The 22,292-nt window shown below is 71.5% G+C and carries 18 protein-coding genes; 4 read left to right on the top strand and 14 right to left on the bottom strand.

Translation table 11 applies throughout. The annotated features are described in order from the left end of the window. Positions 1 to 55: 55 nt before the first annotated feature. The 8 genes from P0L94_10855 to P0L94_10820 all read right to left on the bottom strand — a co-directional run bounded on the left by P0L94_10855 (position 56) and on the right by P0L94_10820 (position 7,823). Positions 56 to 886, bottom strand: a complete 831-nt coding sequence (locus tag P0L94_10855; GenBank protein WES62952.1) for an ABC transporter permease subunit — start codon at positions 884 to 886, stop codon at positions 56 to 58. Next, on the bottom strand, positions 883 to 1,716 hold the full coding sequence (locus tag P0L94_10850) for an ABC transporter ATP-binding protein (protein WES62951.1): 834 nt from the start codon (positions 1,714 to 1,716) through the stop codon (positions 883 to 885). The genes P0L94_10855 and P0L94_10850 overlap by 4 nt, the downstream gene beginning before the upstream one ends. After that, a complete protein-coding gene (locus tag P0L94_10845) occupies positions 1,713 to 2,663 on the bottom strand; it encodes an ABC transporter permease subunit (GenBank protein WES62950.1) in 951 nt (316 codons plus the stop codon). The genes P0L94_10850 and P0L94_10845 overlap by 4 nt, the downstream gene beginning before the upstream one ends. Next, positions 2,660 to 3,715 (bottom strand): TIGR03842 family LLM class F420-dependent oxidoreductase, encoded by a 1,056-nt coding sequence (locus P0L94_10840; GenBank protein WES62949.1) that lies wholly within the window; start codon positions 3,713 to 3,715, stop codon positions 2,660 to 2,662. The genes P0L94_10845 and P0L94_10840 overlap by 4 nt, the downstream gene beginning before the upstream one ends. A 64-nt stretch (positions 3,716 to 3,779) precedes the next feature. Then, on the bottom strand, positions 3,780 to 5,216 hold the full coding sequence (gene hydA / locus P0L94_10835; GenBank protein WES62948.1) for a dihydropyrimidinase: 1,437 nt from the start codon (positions 5,214 to 5,216) through the stop codon (positions 3,780 to 3,782). Positions 5,217 to 5,402: 186 nt separating this feature from the next. Then, positions 5,403 to 6,251 carry a nitrilase-related carbon-nitrogen hydrolase gene (locus P0L94_10830; protein ID WES62947.1) on the bottom strand — a complete coding sequence of 283 codons (849 nt, stop codon included), beginning with the start codon at positions 6,249 to 6,251 and terminating at the stop codon, positions 5,403 to 5,405. Positions 6,252 to 6,447: 196 nt separating this feature from the next. Further along, complete coding sequence (locus tag P0L94_10825) at positions 6,448 to 7,137, bottom strand: hemerythrin domain-containing protein (protein ID WES62946.1); 690 nt, start codon at positions 7,135 to 7,137, stop codon at positions 6,448 to 6,450. 173 nt (positions 7,138 to 7,310) lie between these two features. Then, positions 7,311 to 7,823, bottom strand: a complete 513-nt coding sequence (locus P0L94_10820; protein WES62945.1) for a hypothetical protein — start codon at positions 7,821 to 7,823, stop codon at positions 7,311 to 7,313. Between the two features lie 39 nt (positions 7,824 to 7,862). Here P0L94_10820 and P0L94_10815 point away from each other — a divergent pair, with 39 nt between their 5' ends. After that, positions 7,863 to 8,513 (top strand): 2-phosphosulfolactate phosphatase, encoded by a 651-nt coding sequence (locus tag P0L94_10815; GenBank protein WES62944.1) that lies wholly within the window; start codon positions 7,863 to 7,865, stop codon positions 8,511 to 8,513. Between the two features lie 208 nt (positions 8,514 to 8,721). Here P0L94_10815 and P0L94_10810 read toward each other — a convergent pair whose 3' ends face one another. The 3 genes from P0L94_10810 to P0L94_10800 form a co-directional block, all read right to left on the bottom strand. Beyond that, complete coding sequence (locus tag P0L94_10810) at positions 8,722 to 9,210, bottom strand: SprT-like domain-containing protein (protein WES62943.1); 489 nt, start codon at positions 9,208 to 9,210, stop codon at positions 8,722 to 8,724. 30 nt (positions 9,211 to 9,240) lie between these two features. Continuing rightward, a complete protein-coding gene (locus P0L94_10805; GenBank protein WES62942.1) occupies positions 9,241 to 9,768 on the bottom strand; it encodes a tetratricopeptide repeat protein in 528 nt (175 codons plus the stop codon). A 78-nt stretch (positions 9,769 to 9,846) separates the two neighbouring features. Continuing rightward, a complete protein-coding gene (locus P0L94_10800; protein WES62941.1) occupies positions 9,847 to 10,710 on the bottom strand; it encodes a fused MFS/spermidine synthase in 864 nt (287 codons plus the stop codon). Between the two features lie 51 nt (positions 10,711 to 10,761). Between P0L94_10800 and P0L94_10795 the strand changes: the two genes are divergently transcribed. Continuing rightward, entirely contained in the window at positions 10,762 to 11,517 is a 756-nt protein-coding gene (locus P0L94_10795; GenBank protein ID WES62940.1) for a LamB/YcsF family protein, read from the top strand. Positions 11,518 to 11,533: 16 nt separating this feature from the next. Further along, entirely contained in the window at positions 11,534 to 13,207 is a 1,674-nt protein-coding gene (locus P0L94_10790) for an urea amidolyase family protein (protein WES62939.1), read from the top strand. Between the two features lie 4 nt (positions 13,208 to 13,211). Here the strand turns inward: P0L94_10790 and P0L94_10785 are convergent, their stop codons facing one another. The 3 genes from P0L94_10785 to P0L94_10775 form a co-directional block, all read right to left on the bottom strand. Continuing rightward, positions 13,212 to 15,386, bottom strand: coding sequence for a caspase family protein (locus P0L94_10785; protein WES62938.1), 2,175 nt, complete (start codon positions 15,384 to 15,386; stop codon positions 13,212 to 13,214). After that, positions 15,376 to 17,706 carry a CHAT domain-containing protein gene (locus P0L94_10780; GenBank protein WES62937.1) on the bottom strand — a complete coding sequence of 777 codons (2,331 nt, stop codon included), beginning with the start codon at positions 17,704 to 17,706 and terminating at the stop codon, positions 15,376 to 15,378. The genes P0L94_10785 and P0L94_10780 overlap by 11 nt, the downstream gene beginning before the upstream one ends. Positions 17,707 to 17,843: 137 nt before the next feature. Continuing rightward, positions 17,844 to 18,425, bottom strand: a complete 582-nt coding sequence (locus P0L94_10775; protein WES62936.1) for a hypothetical protein — start codon at positions 18,423 to 18,425, stop codon at positions 17,844 to 17,846. 325 nt (positions 18,426 to 18,750) lie between these two features. Between P0L94_10775 and P0L94_10770 the strand changes: the two genes are divergently transcribed. Further along, entirely contained in the window at positions 18,751 to 22,245 is a 3,495-nt protein-coding gene (locus P0L94_10770) for a DNA-directed RNA polymerase subunit beta (GenBank protein WES62935.1), read from the top strand. Positions 22,246 to 22,292: the final 47 nt, after the last annotated feature.

The raw sequence follows: 22,292 nt of genomic DNA, 5'->3' as shown, positions 1-22,292 counted from the left end.
TGGTGCAGGTTGGTGCAGGGGTGTTGCAGGGTGGTGCTGGTGGTGCAGGTGCCGGTCAGGCCGGCGGACGCCTCGTCACCAGCCGCTCGAGCAGCGAGGTGGCGAGGAAGAAGATGAGGCCGATCAGGATGCCGCCGAACACGTACGCCCACGCCAGCGCCGCGCGCCCGGACTTGGCGTAGGTGGCGATCGCGGTGCCGATGCCGTCGGCGGGGCCGCCGAAGTACTCCGCGACGAGCGCGGCGATGACGGCGAGCGAGCTGGCGATGCGCAGGCCCGTCATGAGGTGGGGGAGGGCTGCGGGAAGCGTCAGATGGCGGAACGTCTGGGAGGCGGAGGCCGCCGAAGCTCGCATGAGATCGCGGTGGACGGGGTCGGTCTGGCGCAGGCCCCGCAGCACGTTGATGAACACCGGCACGAACGCGGCGATGGTCGCGACGGCGATGCGTCCGAACTGGCTGGACGCGCCGAACATGGTGTTGAAGATCGGCGTGAGGGCGACGATCGGGACGACCGCGATCGCCGCCACCAGCGGAGCCAGCATCCGATCCGCGGGGCCGACGGCGGCGGCGAGGCCGGCCAGCACGAGCGCGAACAGCGTGCCGAAGGTCAGCCCGATCAGGGCGTTCGTGCCCGTGATGAGCATGTCCTCCGAGATGATGCCCCAGCGCGTGATGAACTCGGCGATGACCGCGAACGGACTCGGCAGCATCCGGGGTGCGGCGCCGAGCACGTCGACGTAGATCACCCACAGCACGAGGCCGATGACCCCGACGGCGACCGGCGCGACGAAGCGCAGCCACGACGGCAGCGGGCGCTCCTGCGAGGCACGCCGCACCGGCCGGGCGCGCGTGAGCCCGACATCACCGGGAGGGGCGGCCGTCATCGCTCGTTCGCCCTCTCGATGCGGGTGCCGTGCAGCGCCTCGCGCACCGCGGTGACGCGCTCGAAGTACGCCGGCGATTCGCGCAGATCCTCGTCGCGGGTGTCGCCGAAGGTCGTCTCGATCACCTCGGTGATGCGGCCCGGTCGCGGGCTCATCACCACGACGCGATCCGACAGGAACACCGCCTCGGGGATTGAGTGGGTGACGAACACGACGGCGGCGCCGGTCTCGGCGGCGATGCGCGTGAGCTCGGACTGCAGGTACTCGCGCGTCATCTCGTCGAGGGCGCCGAAGGGCTCGTCCATCAGCAGCAGACGGGGGCTCGCGGCGAGCGCCCGTGCGATCGCGACGCGCTGCTGCATGCCGCCCGACAGCTCATCGGGGTAGCGGTCGACGAAATCCGACAGGTTCACGAGTTCGGCGAGCTCCGCGACCCGCGCCGTGCGCTCGGCGCGGGCGTGGCCGTGCAGCTCCAGCGGGAGCGAGATGTTCCCCGCGACGGTGCGCCAGGGCAGCAGCCCGGCCTGCTGGAACGCGATGCCGTAGTCCTGATCGGCGCGGGCCTGTGCGGCCGGCTTGCCGAAGATCTCCAGCGACCCCGCGGTCGGCCCGTCGAGGTCGGCGATCAGACGAAGCAGCGTCGACTTGCCGCATCCCGAGGGGCCGATGAGCGAGACGAACTCGCCCGCCGCGACCTCGAGGTGCACGTCGGTGAGTGCGGTGATGTCGCCGGTCTTGGTCGTGAAGACCTTCTCGACCCCGCTCGCCGACACCGCCGGAGCGGTCGTGGTCGTGGCCGACGGGGCGGCATCCGTGGTGCGTCCGGTCATGCGGTCGCCTCTCCTCTGCGGTAGTTCTTCAGCCCGACCCCGAGGAGGGCGACGGAGCCTGCGGCGATGAGGCCGATGAGGATCGACCCGAATGTGGGGCCCCAGGGGGCGGCGGGGTCGGCCGAGGCCTGCCCGGCCAGCTGCAGCAGCATGCGCCCGATGCCTCCGCGCATGCCGATCGAGACCTCGGCGACGACGGCGCCGACGACGGCGTTGGCTGCGGCCAGGCGCAGCGCGGGCAGCAGATAGGGGACGGATGCGGGCAGACGCAGCCGGACCAGCGTCGCCCAGTAGCCGGCGGCGTAGGTGCGCATCAGGTCGACATGGATGCGATCGGGGGCCGCGAGGCCGCGCAGCACGCCGACGGCGACCGGGAAGAAGGCGAGGTACGACGCGATGACGGCGACCGACAGCCACTGCGGCCACGGCATGACGTCGCGGTCGATCTGGTTGCCGATCGCGTTGACAACCGGCGCGAACGCGATGAGGGGCACGATCTGGCTCACGACGATCCACGGGAGCAGGCCCCACTCGACGAGGCGCCAGCGCTGCATGACCAGTCCCAGGACCCCGCCGACGACGACGCCGATGACCCAGCCGACCGCGGCGATGCCGAGCGTGAGGAACGCCGCGCCCAGGACCGTCACCCACAGCGCCGGGGTGTCGCCGCCGCTCGTGGGCTCGAACAGGCGCGCCACCATGTCCCACACGTGCGGCATGGCGCGGTCGTGGGTGCGCGGGAGGAGCATCACGCCGGATCCGGTCTCGCCCTCGACGGCGCCGACGACCAGGCCCTCCGCCGGGCCGAGGAACTTGTAGACCTCCCACACGAGGATGACCGCGAGGACGCCCAGAACGCCCCAGCCCGCCGTGTACCACCGGCGCGTGCGCGCGAGCGACCGCGCGGCGCGCGCCGCGGGCGGGGACTCCGGCGGGGCGGCCGTCATGCCTTGGCCGTCACGTGCTCGGTCAATGCGGGGATCACGGTCTCGCCGTAGACCCGCATCGTCTCCTCCTTGTTGTCGTGCTGGAGGTAGCCGGCGAACTGCGTGACGCCGAGGTCGGCGAGGGCCTTCAGCTTCTCGATGTGCTGCTCGGCGGTGCCGAGGACGCAGAACCGGTCGACGATCTCGTCGGGCACGAAGTCGACGTGGTCGTTGTCCGCCTTGCCGTGCGTGTTGTAGTCGTAGCCGGTGCGGCCGGCGATGTAGTCGGTGAGGGCCTGCGGCACCCCGTCGCCCTGGTGGCCGTACTTCGAGACGATGTCGGCGACGTGGTTGCCGACCATCCCGCCGAACCAGCGCGTCTGGTCGCGCATGTGCTCGATGTCGTCGCCGATGTACATCGGGGCGGCGACGCAGAACGCGATGTCGTCGGGGTTGCGACCCGCCGCCTCGGCGGCATCCCGCACGGTCTTGATCATCCACGCGGCGATGTCGAGGTCGGCCAGCTGGAGGATGAAGCCGTCGCCGACCTCACCGGTGAGCTTGAGCGCCATGGGGCCGTACGCTGCGACCCACATGTCGAGCTTCGATCCGCGGCTCCATGGGAACTGCAGCGTCGAGCCCTTGTACTCGACCGGGCGTGAGTTCGCGAGCTCGCGGATGACGTGGATCGACTCGCGCAGCTCGGCCATCGACGACGGGCGCCCGTTGGTGACGCGCACCGCGGAGTCACCGCGGCCGATGCCGCAGATCGTGCGGTTGCCGTACATCTCGTTGAGCGTGGCGAACACGGATGCCGTGACCGTCCAGTCGCGCGTGGCGGGGTTCGTGACGAACGGGCCGACGGTGACGCGCTTGGTCTCGGCGAGGATCGCCGAGTAGATGACGTACGGCTCCTGCCACAGCAGGTGGGAGTCGAAGGTCCACACGTGGCTGAAGCTGTGGGCCTCGGCCAGTTTGGCCAGCTGCACGGTGCGTGCGGCGGGCGGGTTGGTCTGCAGGACGACGCCGAAGTCCATGTCGATCCCTGCCTCTCTGGTGTCGGTGTGGTTCATGTCCCACTTCTGGTCGCCTGCGGCTTCGCCAGGCGACCAGAAGTGGGACACGGGGTGGTACGGATCAGGTGAGGTACTGGCTGAGGCCCCGCTTGAGGAACTTGCCGTCGCCCTTCGCGCCCAGGTACTGGTCGCCGTCGACGACGACCTTGCCGCGGGCGATGACGGTGTCGACGTGGCCGTCGATCTCGTAGCCCTCCCACGCGGAGTGGTCCATGTTCATGTGATGGGTCTTCTCATACCCGATCGACGTGTGCCCGTCGGGGTCGTAGACGACGATGTCGGCATCCGCTCCCGGCTGGATGACGCCCTTCTTGCCGTACAGGCCGAACATGCGCGCCGGCGTCGTCGAGGTCAGCTCCACGAAGCGCTCGAGCGTGAGCTCGCCGGTCACGACTCCCTGGTACATGAGGTTCATGCGGTGCTCGACCGAGCCGATGCCGTTGGGGATCGCGCGGAAGTCCGCCAGGCCCAGCTCCTTCTGGTCCTTCATGCAGAACGGGCAGTGGTCGGTCGAGACCATCTGCAGGTCGTTGGTGCGCAGCGCCTGCCACATGTGATCCTGGTGGCCCTCTTCGCGCGAGCGAAGCGGCGTGGAGCACACCCACTTGGCGCCCTCGAAGTCGCCCCATTCCTCACTGGTCGCACCCAGCTGCTCCTCGAGCGACAGGTACAGGTACTGCGGGCAGGTCTCGCCGAACACGTTCTGCCCGTTGTCGCGCGCCCACGCGAGCTGCTCGACGGCCTGCTTCGCGCTGACGTGCACGACGTAGAGCGGCGCGCCGGTGAGGTTCGACAGCATGATCGCGCGGTGCGTGGCCTCTTCCTCCATCTGCCACGCGCGCGCCTTGCCGTGGAAGTAGGGGCTGGTGTTGCCCTTCGCGACCAGCTGCTCGGCGAGCACGTCGATCGCCGGGCCGTTCTCGGCGTGCATCATCGTCAGCATCCCGGTCTCGGCCGAGATCTGCATCGCCCGGAGCACCTGCGCGTCGTCGGAGTAGAACACGCCCGGATAGGCCATGAAGAGCTTGAAGCTCGTGATGCCCTCGTCGATGAGCTTCGGCATCGCCGCGAGGGAGTCCTTGTCGACGCCGCCGATGATCTGGTGGAAGCCGTAGTCGATGGCGCAGTTGCCGGCCGCCAGCTCGTGCCAATGGGCGAGGCCGTCCTCGACCCGCTCGCCGTACTTCTGCACCGCGAAGTCGATGATCGTGGTGGTTCCGCCCCACGCCGCCGCGCGCGTTCCGGTCTCGAACGTGTCGGACGCGAACGTGCCGCCGAACGGCAGCTGCATGTGCGTGTGGGCGTCGATCCCGCCCGGGATCACATACTTGCCGGTCGCGTCGATGACGGTGTCCACGGATGCCGTGAGGTCGGTGCCGAGCAGCTCGGATCCCGGCGCGAGCACCGCGACGATCGTCTCGCCGTCGACGAGGACGTCCGCTTCCCCGCGGCCGGTCGCCGAGACGACGGTCCCGCCTTTGATGAGTGTGGTTGCCATTGCTCCTCCTTCAGGTCGTGCGGTGCGCGGCGCATGCGCTGCGTCTGTCGGTGGCCCGCTGCGCGGTGCCGATGTCGCCGTCGCATGCCCCCGGCGGCCTTCGGTCGCCTCCCGCCAGACCCGATGCCGGCGACGGCGACATCGGCACCGCTTCGCTCGCCTCGTCGGACATGGCCGCGGGTGGGGTCAGGGGGCGACGATGTCGCCGTAGGTGTCGGGGCGGCGATCGCGGTAGAACTGCCAGTCGTCGCGCATCTGCTGCACCAGGTCGAGGTCGAGATCGCGCACGAGCAGCTCCTCGTGCTCGCTCGAGCCGATGTCGCCGACGAAGTTGCCGCGGGGGTCGATCACCTGGCTGTTGCCGTAGAAGAACACCGCGTCGTCGCCGTACTCGTTGTCCTCGAGACCCACGCGGTTCGGCTGGAGCACGTAGTAGCCGTTCGCCACAGCTGCGGCCGGGCCCTCGATCTCCCACAGGCGGTTGGACAGGCCGGGCTTGGTCGCGTTCGGGTTGAACACCATGTGCGCGCCGTTGAGCCCGAGCTCGCGCCATCCCTCGGGGAAGTGCCGGTCGTAGCAGATGTACATGCCGATCTTGCCGACGGCCGACTCGAACACGGGGTAGCCCATGTTGCCCGGGCGGAAGTAGAACTTCTCCCAGAACTTCTCGACGTGCGGGATGTGGTTCTTGCGGTATTGGCCGAGCACGGTCCCGTCGGCGTCGACGAGGACCGAGGTGTTGTAGTACACGCCGGTCTGCTGCTCCTCGTAGATGGGGAGCACCATCACGACCCCGAGCTCCTTCGCGACATCCGCGAAGCGCTGCACGATGGGGCCGTCGGCCGGCTCGGCGAAGCGGTAGTACTTCTTGTCCTGCGTGATCCCGAAGTACGGCCCGTAGAAGAGCTCCTGGAAGCACATCACCTGAGCGCCCTGGGCGGCGGCGTCCCGGACGAAGCCCTCATGCTTGTCGAGCATGGACTCCTTGTCGCCGGTCCACGTGGTCTGCGATATCGCTGCACGTACTGTCGTCATGGTCCATCCCCGTTCCTGCTGCACCGCTTCGGACTGGCCGACGGGGACCGGGTCGGGTCCCGTGGGTTCCACCCCGTGAGGCGATCTTTCTGCTCCCACATTTCCCCGCGGTTTCGGCCTATGTCCGAACAGTAAAGCCTTCGCCGTCCGCGCGGCAGGGGGGGTGCGTGGCGGGACGCTCCTCGCGGGGTGCCGCTCAGGGTCGGCGCCCCTCGAGCACCACACGGTTCTTCTCGTATCGGGGCTTGCCGATCACACGCCAGACGAGCCGGAACGGTGCGGGGAAGTCCTCCCGCAGCGTCGCATCGGGATCGGGCTGCGCGCGCAGGAGCGTCCCGATCATGTTCCAGGTCTGACCCTTCGGCGTGGCCTTGCGCCCGTGCTCCGAGAACCACTGCGCCTCCCTCTCGGTGATGGTCGTCTCCATCACCGGCACGATGTTCTCCTCTTCGTCGGGCAGGTGCACCGCGAGGGCCGCGTTGATGCCGTCGAGCGCCTGCAGCACGGCCTCGGGTCCGGTCGCGGTGGCTCGCCATGCCGGCAGCGCGGCGTCCAGCGCGTGCAGGTGCGTCAGCATCTCGGCGTGCTGCTGCTTCATGCGCCCGACGTGCTCGGCGCAGCTCGGCGCCCGCTGTTCGAGCGGACCCCACAGCCGCTCATCCTCGCCCTCATGGTGGGCGTGGAGGCCCACCGACAGCATGTTCAGCTGCGCGGCGACGGCTTCGGCGTGTGCGGTGTCGCCCGCGGCGACGCGCCCGACGAGGTCCGGGCCTTCGCCGAACCCGACGCGAAAGACCCGGTGGATCATGGCCATGCCGCTGGCGTCGCACGTCTTCACGCCGTCGGGCGGCGGCCCGCCCGTGGGCGGCATGGCTTCTGCGGGCATCGGCTCCTCCTGACCTCGGGCCGAAGATAGCGCGGCATGCGGCAGGGGCGATAGGGGGTGTGACTGCGCCGAGGCTCGCGGGATCGTCGCCGGGGCGTCGGCCGTCCGAAAGCCAGGCGCCCCGGCCGCCGGAGCGTGGTCACCGACGCGCCGGGAGGTCGAAGGTCCGGGACCTAGGTCGACTCGGCTTCGCCGGTCTCGGGATCGTGTGCCCACGTCGGAGCCATGGCGCGGATGCGGGCGCCCCGCCACTGCCATGTCGCCCACAGCATGGGCCACAGGGCCGGTGCGGCGGCGCCGCCGATCACGAGGCGATCCCGCCACAACGTCTTCGACGGGTCGCCCGGAGCCGGGGAGACGGCCATCTGGTGATCCCACACGTCCAAGGCCGCCAGGGGGCCGGTGAGCGGGATGCCGGAGTCGCGCAGGATGCGCACCGGACCGCGCGAGTCCTCGACGTAGCGGTCGCTGACGTGGATGAGCTGGCGACCCACCGGCACTCCGGCCGCCGACAGCACGACGGGCACATCGGCCCCGGGTTCGAGCGCGGTGGGCAGGCCTTCGGCGGCCATCGGCGTCATCTCGAGCAGGGGACCGTACAACTCGGCCACGGCCCGCGGCGAGTGCAGCGCGCGCCACGCGGCATCCGCATCGCAGTCGATCACCAGCTTCAGCAGGATCCGCATGCCCCCAGTGTGTCATCACCGACCACGTACCCTGGAAGGATGCCCGACCATATCTCGAGCCCGTACGACCAGCAGCGATACCAGGTCCGCCACGAATGGGGTGTGATCGGCCTCGGCCGCCTCGCGCCCGCCGACGTGGTGGTGGTCGTGGACGTGCTGCGGTACTCGACCGCGGTGACCGGTGCGGTGGCTGCGGGGGAGCGCGTGCTGCTGGATGACGACGCGCACGCGGTGTCGCTCAACGGTGCACCCATCGTCGGACGGGCCGCCGAGACCGCCGGACTGGTCATGCTCGGGTGCCTGCGCAATGCGTCGGCCGTCGCGCAGGCGATCGCCGACGAGCAGGACCGTCGCGGCGAGCGCACCAGTGTCGCGGTGATCGCGGCCGGCGAGCGCATCGGCTCGGACGTGCACGCGCCGGTCCGCTTCGCCGTCGAGGACCTGCTCGGCGCCGGGGCCGTCATCGACGCCCTCGCCGAACACGGCATCGATCACACCTCGCCCGAGGCCGCCGCCGCGGGGGAGTCCTTCCGCGGGCTCGGTGGCTCGATGCGTCACCTGATCGCCGCGAGCGGATCGGGACAGGAGCTCATCGGACTCGGCGAGCAGGACGACGTGCTGCACGCCACCGAGGTCGACGTCGACGTGACGGTTCCCGTCCTCGACGCCGGCTACTTCCGCGCCCTCTGAGCGCCGCGTTCCGCCCGAGGTGGCGGTTCCTGCTGCCTCGCCGCGGTTGAGGTGGCTTCTTCTGCCACTTTCGTGGTGGGTGCGGGGGTCGCCCGGGGGAGGGTGGCGCTTGGGGCGGGTTCCGGGGTGCTGTGGGGCGCAGGTTCTGCCCCCTGCAGCCCCTCGCGAGAGGAGCCGCGGCGCAGCTTCGGTGGGTCGATCAGCCGGGTCAGCGCGGGGTCAGTGCGGCCAGGCGCGTCGCGGGCGTGATCTCACGGCGGGTCCACGAGAACAGGTAGCGCTCGTCGAAGTGGGGCGCGCACTTCGCGCACGAGGTCGCGCGCGTGACGCGCCGATGCCGGTACGCGACATGGCCGCCCGGGCACACGCCGACCCACGGGGCCAGCTCGGTCGCGGTCTCGCCGTGGTGGGTGGTGCCGCCGACGTAGCCGAGCTCCCGCGCCTGCGCCTTCCACTGCGGCCCGTGCCCGGCGCCGGCGCCTGCCAGCGCGTGCGCGACCTCGTGCAGCAGCGTCTGGTGGTTCGTGTCGTCGTCGTAGCGCGCCGCGAGGTAGCGCGACACGCTGATGCGCTTGCGCGTGTAGTCGCACAGGCCCGCGCGTCGCTTGGCGTTGTCGAACGCGAAGGTCCACGACGCATCGAGGTGGAGTGTGATGAGGGCCTCCGCCCAGCGGCGGACATCGCGCAGTTCCGACATGCCCGTGATATTAGAACGTACCTACGACACTCAGCTCGCGACCGCGGCGGCGGCCTGGCGGCGCTCGGCGGCGTCGACGGCGAGGAGCGTGGACTCGAGCTGCTCGCCGGTCGCGCCGGCATCCTGTCTCAGGAACAGCGCGCGCTTGAAGTCCGATCGGGCAAGATCGTAGTCCTCGGTGTCGAAGTACGCCTTCCCCCGGTGCTGGTACGCGAAAGCCGCGATCCCCGACCACTCCTGGCCCTCGGCCTCTTCCGCGCACATCGTGAGCTCCTGGACGGCGGCCGCGTACGCGCCGCGCCACTGCTGCACCGACGCGTGCAGGATGCGGGCCCGCAGCAGGTCCTTGCGGGTGCCGGCCATTCTGGCGACACGCACCGACTGGTCCGACAGGACGATGGCCTCGTCGAGGCGGTCCAGGACCTTCAGCAGCCACACGCGCTCGAGCAGCGCGGGGAGGCTCCGCTGCTCGCCGATCTCCGCGAGGCGCTCCGAGCACCGGCGCGGGTCGACCTTCTCGCGCAGTGTGTCGGGGTCGTACCCGAGGATGTAGCTCACCGTGTCTCCTTTCGCCCATCCGGGCTCGCCAATCCAGTGTGCCCGGAGCCGCGTGCTTTGCCCGGGAGCCGCGCCGCTTCAGCGGTCGAAGACGGATGCCGCAGGCTTCGGGGACGCCGTCGCATCGGCGTCCGTGCTCACGCGCGCGCCCCGGACGAACTCGTCCAGCTCGGCCCCCTGGGCGACCTTGGCGGGGTGGGGGCCGGCGGCCATGATGCGCGGCAGCCACGCGGTGGGAAGCGGCGCGGGGGACGCCGCGACGACCAGGTTCCCGAAGCGCCGGCCCTTGAGCGTCTGCACCTCGGCGAGGACGATGACGTGCTCGAGCACGACGCGCACGGTCGCGACCTGCCGACGTGCGAAGGCGAGCCCCGCCCCGTCGGCGACGTTGACGAGAAGGACGCCGTCGGGGGCAAGCATCCGCGCCGCCGCCGTGTAGAACTCCAGCGTCGTCAGGTGCGCGGGCGTCTGGGCGCCGCTGTAGACGTCGGACACGAGCAGGTCGACGTTCCCGACGAGCCCCGCGGGCAGCCGCGAGAGGACGTCGCGTGCGTCGCCGATGCGCATGCGGATCGATGCGCCGCGCGGCAGCGGAAGGTGCTCGCGCACCAGGTCCACGAGGGGCTGCTCGATCTCGACGACCTGCTGACGCGATCCCGGCCGGGTGTGCTCGATGTACCGCGGGATCGTCAGCGCCCCGGCGCCGAGATGCACGGCGGTGAGCGGCTGGCCCGGCATCCGGAGGCGGTCGATCACCGCGCCCATGCGCGCGACGTATTCGAAGTGCAGGTGGGTCGGGTCGTCGAGGTCGACGTGCGACTGGGGAGTGCCGTCGACGTCGAGCTCCCAGCCGCCGGCGTACCGGCCGGGGACGACGCGCGCGATCGTCCCGTCCGACAGCCGCGCCTGCGGTGCGTCGGCGTCGTGTCGTGCCCGCGCCATGGACTCCACGGTAGCCGCCCGACGACGCGGCGACGCGGCTAGCGTGGAAGCATGGCCACGATCGATCTTAACGCCGACCTCGGCGAGACGGTCGAGGGCGTGCCGACGGCCGACGACGAGGCGATGTTCGCCGTCGTCTCGAGCGCGAGCGTCGCGTGCGGCGGGCACGCCGGCGACGCGGCGTCGGTGCGCGACGCGGTCGTGCGTGCGGCGCGGCATCGCGTCGCGATCGGCGCGCATCCCTCCTACCCCGACCGGGCGAACTTCGGGCGCACGGCCATGAGCCTGCCGCCCGCCGTGCTGCGGGCGAGCTTCCACGAGCAGGTCGCGCGCCTGCACGAGGCGGGCGCGGACATCCGCTACGTCAAGCCGCACGGCGCGCTCTACAACACGATCGTGGCGGATGCCGAGCAGGCGGCCGTCGTCGCCGACGCGGTCGCCGAGCTCTCGGAGCGGCTCGGCCGCGCGCTGCCGCTGCTGGGCCTCGGCGGCGAGGTCGCCCGCGCCGCCGCCGAGCGCGGGCTGCCGTTCGTGCAGGAGGCCTTCCTCGACCGGGGCTACCGGGCCGACGGCACGCTCGTGCCCCGCTCCGAGGCGGGCGCCCTGCTCGAGGACCCGGCCGAGGTCGCCGAGCGCGCGGTGTCGCTCGCGGTCACGGGAACCGTGATCGCCGTCGACGGCGCCACGATCGAGGTGCAGGCGCGGTCGCTCTGCGTGCACGGCGACACCCCGGCTGCCGTCGCGATGGCGCGGTCGGTGCGCGAGGCGCTCGCCGCGGCCGGCGTCGACGTGCGGGCGCCGTGGTGAGCGGACGGCGCCGGTGATGCGCATCCTTCCCTTCGGCGCGACGGCGCTGCTGGCCGAGGTCCCGACGCTCGGCGACGTGCTCGCGCTGCACGCCGCGCTCGCCGCATCCCGCCCCGACGGCGTGGTCGACCTGGTGCCCGCTGCCCGGACGGTGCTCGTCCGCGTCGACCCGGAGGTGTGCGCGCTCGCAGCCGCGAAGGCGTGGATCGAGCGAGCGGAGGGGGCGGATGCCGCGGCCACGGCGACCGAGTCCCGCGCGATCGACATCGACGTGGCCTACGACGGGGCCGACCTCGCCGACACGGCGGCGCTGCTGGGGCTGTCGGCGGACGAGCTCGTCGCGCGGCACACGAGCGCGGCGTGGAGGGTCGCGTTCACCGGATTCGCCCCGGGGTTCGGCTACCTCGTGAGCGACGACTGGCCCTTCGACGTCCCGCGCCTGGCGTCGCCGCGCACGCGCGTGCCGGCGGGGTCGGTGGGCGTGGCCGGCGAGTTCAGCGGCGCGTATCCGCGCGACACTCCGGGCGGCTGGCGTCTGCTCGGCACCACCGCCGCCCGCCTGTTCGACCCCGATGCGGATGCCCCCGCGCTGCTGACTCCGGGCGACGCCGTGCGGTTCCGGGCGGTGCGGTCCGTGTCCGCCGGGGTGTCGGCATCCGCCGTCCCACCCGCCTCCGCGGAGGCCGCGGCGTCCGCCCTTCCGCCCGCCTCCGCGGAGACAGGAGATCTCGCGGGGACAGGAGGTGCGGCGCAGGATTCTCCTGTACCCGGGGGAGCGGATGCGGCTGATGCGGCGGATGCCGGGCCGCGCGACACCGCCGCGGCGGGCATCCGCGTCGTCGAGGCGGGGCTGCTGGCGACGCTGCAGGACCTCGGGCGGCCGGGGGCCGCCTCGATCGGTGTCGCGGCGTCCGGAGCGCTCGACCGGGCCTCGCTGCGGCTGGCGAACCGGCTCGTGGGCAACCCCGAGAGCGCGGCATGCATCGAGGTCACGATGGGCGGGTTGCGGGCGGTCGCGACGGCGGATGCGTGGGCCGCCGTCACCGGCGCGTGGGGGCCGGTGACGCTGGCGGGCCGTCCGGTCGACCCCGGCCGCGCCTTCCGGTGGGGGGCGGGCGAGGAGCTCTGGATCGGCTGGTTCGCGCAGGGCGCGCGCGCCTACCTCGCCGTGCGCGGCGGATGGGACGGGCCGGTCGTGCTCGGCTCGCGCGCGACCGATCTCATGGCGGGGCTCGGCCCGCGGCCGCTCGCCGCGGGCTCCGAGGTCGCGTTCGCACACGTGCCGGCGCAGACCCCTCCCGCGGCCGACATCGCCCCGTGGACGCCTCCGGATGCCGAGATCGTGGTGGAGCTGGCCCCGGGTCCGCGCTCGGGCTGGTTCACGCCTGACGCGCGCCACGTGCTCTACGACGCCGTCTGGACCGTGTCGGGGCAGGCCGACCGGGTCGGCATCCGCCTCGACGGCCCCGAGCTCGAGCGTATCCGGGACGGCGAGGTGCCGAGCGAGGGCATGGTGCCCGGCGCCCTGCAGGTCCCGCCCAGCGGCCGGCCCACGGTGCTCATGGCCGACGGTCCCGTGACGGGCGGCTACCCGGTCATCGCGGTGGCGACCGATGCCGGCATCGACGCGTTCGGGCAGGCGCGGCCCGGCACGCGCGTGCGGTTCCGCCACGCGCGCGTGCCGGCCTGAGCGCTCAGGAGCCCCCCGCCTCGACCAGGTCGGCCGTCGCCCGCAGGATCGACACCACCGCCGCGGTCCGCGCGTCCAGACCGGCTTCGCGCGCCGCGGCGGGCGCCGCCGGCGCAGCCGGAGCCGGCGCGACCGCGGCGCCGCCCAGCAGCGGCAGGACGATCAGCTCCGCGTCGCCGGTGAGCACCGGCGTCTGGTCGCGATCGGTGCCGAGCTTGTCGAGGACCGCGGCCAGGAACTCCTTCGCGGTGGCGCCCGGAGTCGCCGTGAGCACCTGCAGGGCGGCCTGCGTGAACACGCCGTGCCCGCCGGTCTCCCACGCGACCTCGTTCGGCTTGCACGCGCTGACCAGCACCTCGCGTCGCGCCACCTCGGGGCGGTTCTTGGTGAGGTTCGCCGCGCGACCGGGCTCGGCGTCGAGCACAGCCGTCCGCGCCGCGGCGAACACCTGGTCGCCGCGGAACACCGAGCGCTGCGCCTGGTAGCGGTCGATCGTCGGGCCGTCCAGCCGCACGAAGCGGGCGTGGCGTCCGGACGTCGGCTGCGGCGTGTCGGCGCGCGAGGGCAGGCCGCGGCTGGCCGTGCCGGAGTGGCAGCAGTCGAACAGCAGGGTGACGGCGACGCCCACCGGGATGACGTCCCAGATCGGGGCGAGGTCGTCGTCGATCACGAGTCTGCCGTCGCGGAAGTCCACCGGGCACAGCGCCTCGTCGTATGCGCCGAACGCCTCGACGTCGTCCTCGTCGCCGTCGAGGTCCTCGACGAACGTGCCGTGGCCGGCGTACTGGATGACGACGGTGTCGCCGGCCTTGGCGGTGGCGACGGCGTCCAGCATGCGCGCGAGGATCATGTCGCGCGTCGCCGCCGCGTCGACCAGCAGCTCGGTGTCGAAGCCGGCGCCCGAGAGCCAGTCGGCCCAGTCGCGTGCGTCCGCGACCGCGCCCGACAGCGGGTCGGACGGGTACGCGTCGATGCCGATGCACAGGGCCGTGCGGGCGGGGGCGCCGCCGCGCGCCGCGGCGGGCGCCGCCGCCGGCAGGGGCATCGGGGTCACGGCGCGTCCGCCGCGCACGAGCGGCGTGAAGGCCGTCACGCTGTCCGTGCCGGTGATGCGACGGGCGACGGATTCCATCGTGGGCGGGTCGTTGTCGAACCCGCCGTGCGACGTCGAGCTCGAGCTCGTGCGGGGGCCGCCCGTGATGGGGCCGTACACGAGCCGCTCGCTGCCGGCGTTGAGGTATCGGACCGTGTTCCCCGCCGCGCTCAGGTGCTTCTCCATGCCGAGGATCGCCGCGCCCCGCTCGGGCTCGAAGGAACGCGAAACCAGGTACAGCAGCGATTTGCGGTACGCCCCGACGACGTTGTCGTCCTGCTCGTGCTCGTCGTCCATCGTGAAGATCGACAGCTCCTTGATCGCCTGCCGGCGCGCGAGCGGCAGCAGCTTCGACTCGAACGTGTCGACGCGCACCGCCGGGGCGAGGAACGTCACCGTCTCGAACTCCCGGATGCGCGGGTTCGCGCCGCCGAGGGCCTTCGAGACGAAGTGCGAGTGGAAGATCGACCCGGCGCTGTGGCCCACGGCGTGCAGCGAGATGTCGACCTGGTCGGTGGCGATGAGGTCGCGCAGGGCGTCGATGAGCACGTCGCCGCCTCCGCCGGGGAGCGAGGCCGCGGCGGCGTCGAGCTTCATCTCCTCCCAGATGGCGCGGCCGCCGAACAGCCGCGCGGCGACCTCGATGATGCTGTCGGTGACGTCGAAGAAGCCGCGCGCACCCACGGTGCGCCGCGCGATCGCGCCCGAGATCGAGGACATCAGGCCGCTCTCCCACACCATGTGGATCGGGTAGACCCCGTTCGCCTTCCACCACGCGATCTGCTCGAACGCGGTCGTGAAGCCGGCCTCTTTGTCGACCAGTCCGCCGTGCGCCCAGATGACGACGGGGACGCGCACGCCGGGGCGATCCTCGACGAATCGGCGCAGGTCGTCCGCGACGAGGCTGCGCACGTCGTCGGCCGTGGTGGCGAACTCCTCGATCGTGCGAGGCGTGGCCGTGGACGTCTCGGAGAGCCGGCCGTCCTTCATATGGATCACGTGCCCGCGCATGTCCGCCAGCTGGGTCGGCGTCAGCGAGAAGCCGCCGCGGGTGGCGCCCGCGGGCGCCGGGTTCTCAGTGGTCATCGTTCCTCCTGTTGCCGGTTCCGCCGGTGGTCAAACGTGAGCGCGGGTCGGCGAACACCGCGAACGCCAGCGCGCTGGGGTCGCGCGCGCCGCCGGCGGCCGACCGGGCGGCAGCGGTCGCCTCGCCGATGGTCTTCCCCTCCGCGAACACGGCGCGGTAGAACGTGCGGACGAACGTCGAGGCGACGTCGTCGCGCACCGCCCAGCCGCAGCCGATGAAAGCGCCGGCGCCGCCGTGCAGGAACGCCTCGGCGAAGCCGCCGAGGCCGGGCCCGTCCGAGCTCAGGCGCCCCACATCGCACGCCGACAGGAACACCAGCGGAGCGGATGCCGGCGCCGCGCCCGACAGGTCGGTGCGCGCATCCGCATCCGTGTAGGCGCCGTCGGTGTCGCCGTCGTCGCGGAACGACGCGAGCAGGAGCTCCTGGCGCCGCGGGGCGTCGTCGCGCCAGCGTCCGTGGCCGGCGAAGTGCAGCAGGTCGAAGTCCCCGCCGATCCGGCCGCTCAGGTCCTCGCGGTGCGGGACGACGGCGGCGGTGACCGACACCTGCTCGTCCAGGGCGGTCAGCTCCTCCGCCGTGCGCGAGAGCCGGAACGACTGCTCTTCGTAGTCGGGGGCGATGGCGAGCACGTGTCCGGGCCGCACCACGATCGTCTCGGGGTGGACGGTGTCGTACACCCAGCGGGTCACACCCGCGTCGGCGAGGAAGCGGGGAGCGCCGCCGGCCGGTGCGCCCGGCTCGTCGATCGTGACGATCTCCCACGGCAGATCGATCTCGCCCGAGGTCTGCACGATGATGCCGTCGAGGTCGTCGCGACGCCGCCACAGCAGGTCGGCGATGTCGCCGCGCAGCAGCGCCCGGGTCATGACCCGGCCGATGTCGGCGATCTGCCGCGCCGCCTCGCGGGCCCGGTTCTCCGCGGGCTCGCGCTCGATGGCGGCGCGGACGCCGTCCAGCCGGCGGTAGATCCGGTCGATGAATGCCACCTTGTCGCCGATGACGACGGCGCGTTCGGCGCGCTCGTCGCCGACGACGAGCGCGATCCGCAGGGTCGAGCGCCCCGCGGCGATCGACTCGTCGACGCGCAGCGTCGGCAGGCCCGCGACATCGGCGGCGGCACCCGAGACGAGCGCCCGCGCCTGGAGGGTCGGCGCGGGAGCGGCGTCCTCGGCGGCGACGATCGGCGCGGTGAGGCGCAACGTCGCCAGGGGAAGCTCGACCGGGCCCTGGCGGACGATGACCGAGACCTCGCCGGTCCCGATGTCGATCGGCACCAGACCGACGCGGATGACCGCGGGCGGTTCGCCGTCGGGCGGAAGCATGAGGCTGTGGGTCGATCGATGACCCAGGGCGAACGCGAGTCCGCGCGGCACGACGACGAGGTCGACCGGACGCCGGGGATCGATCCGGATGCTCGCCTCGGCGTGCGCCGCGCCGGGCGTGGCCTGCAGGGGCACGGGGGAGAGGCGAACCGTGACGTCGATCGCCTCGCCCTGGACGAGCCGCCCCGGCATCTCGGCGTCGATGTGCGCCGAGACCGGCTCCGCGGCCGGCTCGGCGCGGGGCGCGGCCGTCGGCGGCGGCGCCATGCGGGGCACGCCGGGACCGGCGCCGGCATCGATGCCGAACGGGGGCGCGGGACGGCGCGGGCGCGGGGCCATGCGCGGGACGCCCTCCGGCGGGGCCTCCTCTGCCGGCGCGGCCTCCTCGCGAGCCGCTTCTTCGGGTGCGGCTTCCTCCGGCGCGGCCGCCTCCGCCTCTTCGGGTGCCGCTTCCTCGAGCGGCACCTCCTCGGGTGGAGCCTCCTCGACCGGCGCCGCCTCGGGCGCCGTCTCCTCCGGCGCGACCGCGTAGCCGGACGAATAGCTGTAGGCGCCCCGCGGGCCGACGGTCTGCGCGTGCTCGGCGAGCATGCGCGCCACCAGCGCGCCGGTCGCCGCCGCTCCGGGATCGCACACGTAGCGATCACGCTCGGCGGCGGTCGAGAACGACACCAGCACGATGACGGCGAAGCGCGCCCGGGGGCGGGCCGGGACGTCCGCGACGAGCGATCCCCGCCGCCGCCGCGCGACCGCCGCGATGATCGTGCCGTCGTCGAGGACGATCAGTGCGGCGCCGTGGGGCACGTCCTCCGGATAGGGTGCGGACGCGACCGCCGCGCCGTCCGCGATCCACTCGAGCAGCGCCGCCGCGATCACCCGCCCGGCTCCCGCGAGGTCGTCCGCGAGCTCGGGCGCCAGCGCGGACGCCGGGCGCGCGGCACCCTCGACGTGCGGCTGACCCTCGCCCAGCGGCGTCATGACCGATCCCCTCGTCACGACCGGATCCGCGGGCGATCACCCGCGACAACCCCGTTAGAGCGGAGTGTATTGATGCCTGATACGCCGCACCAGGGTGGTCGCGCTCGCGCCGCGTCGTGGGTGCCGCCCGTGCCGGCGGTCCGGGGCGTCCCGGATCACGGCGACGGGTCGTACCACTTGGACTCGGTGGTCACGGAACCGTCCCAGTTCGTCTCCATCGTGGTGGTCGCGTTGTCGTTCGACCACGTCTTCGTGCCGTCCTGCACCGTCGGCTCCGAGCCGTACTGCTCGGTGTAGTAGTCGGTGAGGTCCTCCGCCTCGTTCCCCGGGTAGGTGGTCTGCTCGGTCGCCGACCGCGAGCCGTCCCCATGCGTCGTGGCGTAGTCGTAGGGCTCCTCGGACGGCGGGATGTCTGCGGGCGGCGCGGGGTAGGTGTCCCAGTCTTCGCGGGCCTCCCGCATCCGCTCCTCGTAGTCGCTCCCGGGCTCCTCGTCGTCCGATCCGCCCTCGTCGCCGGAGTCCCCCTGGTCCCCGGAGTCGCCCTGGTCGCCGGAGCCCTGGTCGCCCGCGTCTTCGCTCGCCTCGTCCACGAACTCCTGCGCGCGGTCGATGAAGTCGTTCAGGTCGTCGAGATCGTCGACGTCGCCGCATCCGGTGAGCAGCAGTGCACTCGCCACGGCGAGCGCGGAGAGCGCGGATGCGCGCGCGAGGCGGGTCGGTGCGGACGGTCGTGCCATGGCGGGTCCCCCAGACGCTGACGGCTGATCGCGACGCTAGCAGCGGGCGCGCGGACCGGACAAGTGCCCGCGGAAGTGCTCGGACGCCCGCGGGTTATACCCCAGCGATTCGACGAGGTCAAGAATCGGGCTGGACATGGCGCGTCGCGCGAACTATAGTTGGTAGTTGCGCTCGATGGATTCTCCCTGCCCTCATATGGTGGTCGGCTGTGTCCGCATGTCCCCGCGTTGATCGCGGTGCGTGACGTGCGGCTTCGGAGACGTTCGAGCACTCCACCACGACAAGGAAACGAGCCCCCGATCCGGGCCCATGGAGGTTATCCCCTTGGCTGCTGCGCCCAACGCATCCACCACCACCCCCAAGAGCGGACGCGGAGCATCCCGCCTCTCGTTCGCCAAGATCTCCGACACGCTGACGGTCCCCGACCTGCTGGCGCTGCAGACCGAGTCCTTCGACTGGCTCGTCGGCAACGACACGTGGCGCGAGCGCCTCGCCGAGGCGCAGGCCCAGGGCCGCACCGACATCGCCCTCAAGAGCGGTCTCGAGGAGATCTTCGAGGAGATCTCCCCGATCGAGGACCTCTCCGAGACGATGCAGCTGTCGTTCACGAACCCGTACCTCGAGCCCGAGAAGTACTCGATCGAGGAGTGCAAGGAGCGCGGCAAGACCTACGCCGCCCCGCTGTACGTCGAGGCCGAGTTCATGAACCACCAGACCGGTGAGATCAAGACCCAGACGGTCTTCATGGGCGACTTCCCGCTGCAGACCGACAAGGGCACGTTCATCATCAACGGCACCGAGCGCGTCGTCGTGTCGCAGCTCGTGCGCTCCCCGGGCGTCTACTTCGACAAGACCCCCGACAAGACGTCCGACAAGGACATCGTCTCGGCGCGCGTGATCCCCAGCCGCGGCGCCTGGCTGGAGTTCGAGGTCGACAAGCGCGACCAGGTGGGCGTGCGCATCGACCGCAAGCGCAAGCAGTCGGTCACCGTCTTCCTCAAGGCCCTGGGTCTGACCAGCGAGGACATCCTCGAGGAGTTCGCCGGCTTCGACTCCATCGAGGAGACGCTGTCGAAGGACACCATCCTCACCAAGGAGGACGCGCTCCGCGACATCTACCGCAAGCTCCGTCCGGGCGAGCAGGTCGCCGCCGAGGCCGCCCGCGCGCTGCTGGACAACTTCTACTTCAACTCCAAGCGGTACGACCTGGCCAAGGTGGGTCGCTACAAGATCAACCAGAAGCTCGGCCTCGAGCTGCCGCTGGACGAGTCGGTGCTGACGGTGCAGGACATCGTCGCGACGATCAAGTACCTGGTGCGCCTGCACCGCGGCGACGTCACGTTCGAGGGCTCGCGCGGCGGCAAGACCACCGAGATCCGCCTGGATGTCGACGACATCGACAACTTCGGCAACCGCCGCATCCGCGCGGTCGGCGAGCTGATCCAGAACCAGGTCCGCACCGGTCTGTCGCGTATGGAGCGCGTCGTCCGCGAGCGCATGACCACGCAGGACATCGAGGCGATCACGCCGCAGACCCTGATCAACGTGCGCCCCGTCGTGGCGGCGATCAAGGAGTTCTTCGGCACGTCGCAGCTGTCGCAGTTCATGGACCAGAACAACCCGCTCGCGGGTCTGACCCACAAGCGCCGCCTCTCGGCGCTGGGCCCCGGCGGTCTGTCGCGTGAGCGTGCGGGCGTCGAGGTCCGCGACGTCCACCCGTCGCACTACGGCCGCATGTGCCCCATCGAGACGCCGGAAGGCCCGAACATCGGCCTGATCGGGTCGCTCGCGTCGTTCGCGCGCATCAACTCGTTCGGCTTCATCGAGACGCCGTACCGCCGCGTCGTCGACGGCCACGTCACCGACACGATCGACTACCTCACCGCATCCGAGGAGAACGCGTACATCGTCGCGCAGGCCGGTGCGGCGCTCAACGCGGACGGCTCGTTCGCGAACGAGCGCGTCCTGGCCCGCCGCGGCATGGGCGGCGAGGTCGACCTGTTCCCGGCAGGCGACATCGGCTACATGGACGTCTCCCCCCGCCAGATGGTTTCGGTGGCGACCTCGCTCATCCCGTTCCTCGAGCACGACGACGCCAACCGCGCCCTCATGGGTGCGAACATGCAGCGCCAGGCCGTGCCGCTGCTGCGCAGCGAGTCGCCCGTGGTCGGCACCGGCATGGAGGGCTACGCCGCGATCGACGCCGGCGACGTCATCACCGCCCAGAGCTCGGGCGTGGTGCTCGAGGTCTCGGCCGACGTGGTGACGGTCCAGCTCGACGAAGGCGGCACGCAGGACTACTTCCTGCGCAAGTTCGACCGCTCGAACCAGGGCACGTCCTACAACCAGCGCGTCGTGGTCTCCGCCGGCGAGCGCGTCGAAGCCGGCGAGGTCATCGCCGACGGCCCCGCGACCGAGAACGGCGAGCTCGCCCTCGGCAAGAACCTGCTCGTCGGGTTCATGACGTGGGAGGGTCACAACTTCGAGGACGCCATCATCCTCAGCCAGGACCTGGTGAAGGACGACACCCTCTCGTCGATCCACATCGAGGAGTACGAGGTCGACGCCCGCGACACCAAGCTCGGCAAGGAGGAGATCACGCGTGACCTCCCCAACGTCAGCCCCGACCTGCTGAAGGACCTCGACGAGCGCGGCATCGTCCGCATCGGCGCCGAGGTCCGCCCCGGCGACATCCTCGTCGGCAAGGTCACGCCCAAGGGCGAGACCGAGCTGAGCGCCGAGGAGCGCCTGCTGCGCGCCATCTTCAACGAGAAGAGCCGCGAGGTCCGCGACACGTCGCTGAAGGTCCCCCACGGTGAGCAGGGCACGATCATCGCCGTCAAGGAGTTCAACGCCGAGGACGGCGACGACGAGCTCGGCTCGGGCGTCAACCGCCGCGTCGTGGTCTACATCGCCCAGAAGCGCAAGATCACCGAGGGCGACAAGCTCGCCGGCCGCCACGGCAACAAGGGCGTCATCGCCAAGATCCTCCCCGTCGAGGACATGCCCTTCCTCGCCGACGGCACGCCGCTGGACGTCATCCTCAACCCGCTCGGCATCCCGGGCCGAATGAACTTCGGCCAGGTCCTCGAGACCCACCTCGGCTGGGTCGCGAAGCAGGGCTGGAAGGTCGAGGGCGAGCCCGAGTGGGCGATCAAGCTCCCCGAGAACGCCCGTGAGGCCGCACCGAACACCAAGGTCGCCACCCCGGTGTTCGACGGCGCGTACGAGGAGGAGATCGCGGGTCTGCTCGACTCGACGACGCCCACGCGCGACGGCGTGCGCCTGATCGACCGCAGCGGCAAGACGCAGCTGTTCGACGGCCGCTCCGGCGAGCCGTTCCCGGCTCCGATCTCGGTCGGCTACATGTACATCCTGAAGCTGCACCACCTCGTGGACGACAAGATCCACGCGCGCTCGACCGGCCCGTACTCGATGATCACGCAGCAGCCGCTGGGTGGTAAGGCGCAGTTCGGCGGCCAGCGCTTCGGTGAGATGGAGGTGTGGGCCCTCGAGGCCTACGGCGCCGCGTACGCGCTCCAGGAGCTCCTCACGATCAAGTCCGACGACATCCTCGGCCGCGTCAAGGTGTACGAGGCCATCGTCAAGGGCGAGAACATCCAGGAGCCCGGCATCCCCGAGTCCTTCAAGGTCCTCATGAAGGAGATGCAGTCGCTGTGCCTGAACGTCGAGGTCCTCTCGGCCGACGGCACCGCGGTGAACCTCCGCGACACGGATGACGACGCCTTCCGCGCAGCGGAGGAGCTCGGCATCAACATCTCCACCCGGTTCGAGTCGTCGTCGATCGACGAGATCTGATCCGCGACCGGCAACCGACTCCAACTGAATTTTCGACACAGGAGAAC

The sequence above is a fragment of the Microbacter sp. GSS18 genome, assembly GCA_029319145.1.
Lineage (GTDB): Bacteria > Actinomycetota > Actinomycetes > Actinomycetales > Microbacteriaceae > Microbacterium.
Note: the sequence above shows the minus strand (reverse complement) of the source record. Positions and strands in the feature narration are given on the sequence as shown.

What these genes read in the sequence shown, in the direction of transcription:
- P0L94_10845 (WES62950.1), bottom strand. Translation starts at nt 2,663, where the DNA reads ATGACGGCCGCCCCGCCGGAGTCCCCGCCCGCGGCGCGCGCCGCGCGG.
- P0L94_10810 (WES62943.1), bottom strand. Translation starts at nt 9,210, where the DNA reads ATGTCGGAACTGCGCGATGTCCGCCGCTGGGCGGAGGCCCTCATCACA.
- P0L94_10825 (WES62946.1), bottom strand. Translation starts at nt 7,137, where the DNA reads ATGCCCGCAGAAGCCATGCCGCCCACGGGCGGGCCGCCGCCCGACGGC.
- P0L94_10820 (WES62945.1), bottom strand. Translation starts at nt 7,823, where the DNA reads ATGCGGATCCTGCTGAAGCTGGTGATCGACTGCGATGCGGATGCCGCG.
- P0L94_10855 (WES62952.1), bottom strand. Translation starts at nt 886, where the DNA reads ATGACGGCCGCCCCTCCCGGTGATGTCGGGCTCACGCGCGCCCGGCCG.
- P0L94_10800 (WES62941.1), bottom strand. Translation starts at nt 10,710, where the DNA reads ATGGCGCGGGCACGACACGACGCCGACGCACCGCAGGCGCGGCTGTCG.
- P0L94_10850 (WES62951.1), bottom strand. Translation starts at nt 1,716, where the DNA reads ATGACCGGACGCACCACGGATGCCGCCCCGTCGGCCACGACCACGACC.
- P0L94_10815 (WES62944.1), top strand. Translation starts at nt 7,863, where the DNA reads ATGCCCGACCATATCTCGAGCCCGTACGACCAGCAGCGATACCAGGTC.
- P0L94_10840 (WES62949.1), bottom strand. Translation starts at nt 3,715, where the DNA reads ATGAACCACACCGACACCAGAGAGGCAGGGATCGACATGGACTTCGGC.
- P0L94_10775 (WES62936.1), bottom strand. Translation starts at nt 18,425, where the DNA reads ATGGCACGACCGTCCGCACCGACCCGCCTCGCGCGCGCATCCGCGCTC.
- hydA (WES62948.1), bottom strand. Translation starts at nt 5,216, where the DNA reads ATGGCAACCACACTCATCAAAGGCGGGACCGTCGTCTCGGCGACCGGC.
- P0L94_10790 (WES62939.1), top strand. Translation starts at nt 11,534, where the DNA reads ATGCGCATCCTTCCCTTCGGCGCGACGGCGCTGCTGGCCGAGGTCCCG.
- P0L94_10785 (WES62938.1), bottom strand. Translation starts at nt 15,386, where the DNA reads ATGACCACTGAGAACCCGGCGCCCGCGGGCGCCACCCGCGGCGGCTTC.
- P0L94_10830 (WES62947.1), bottom strand. Translation starts at nt 6,251, where the DNA reads ATGACGACAGTACGTGCAGCGATATCGCAGACCACGTGGACCGGCGAC.
- P0L94_10795 (WES62940.1), top strand. Translation starts at nt 10,762, where the DNA reads ATGGCCACGATCGATCTTAACGCCGACCTCGGCGAGACGGTCGAGGGC.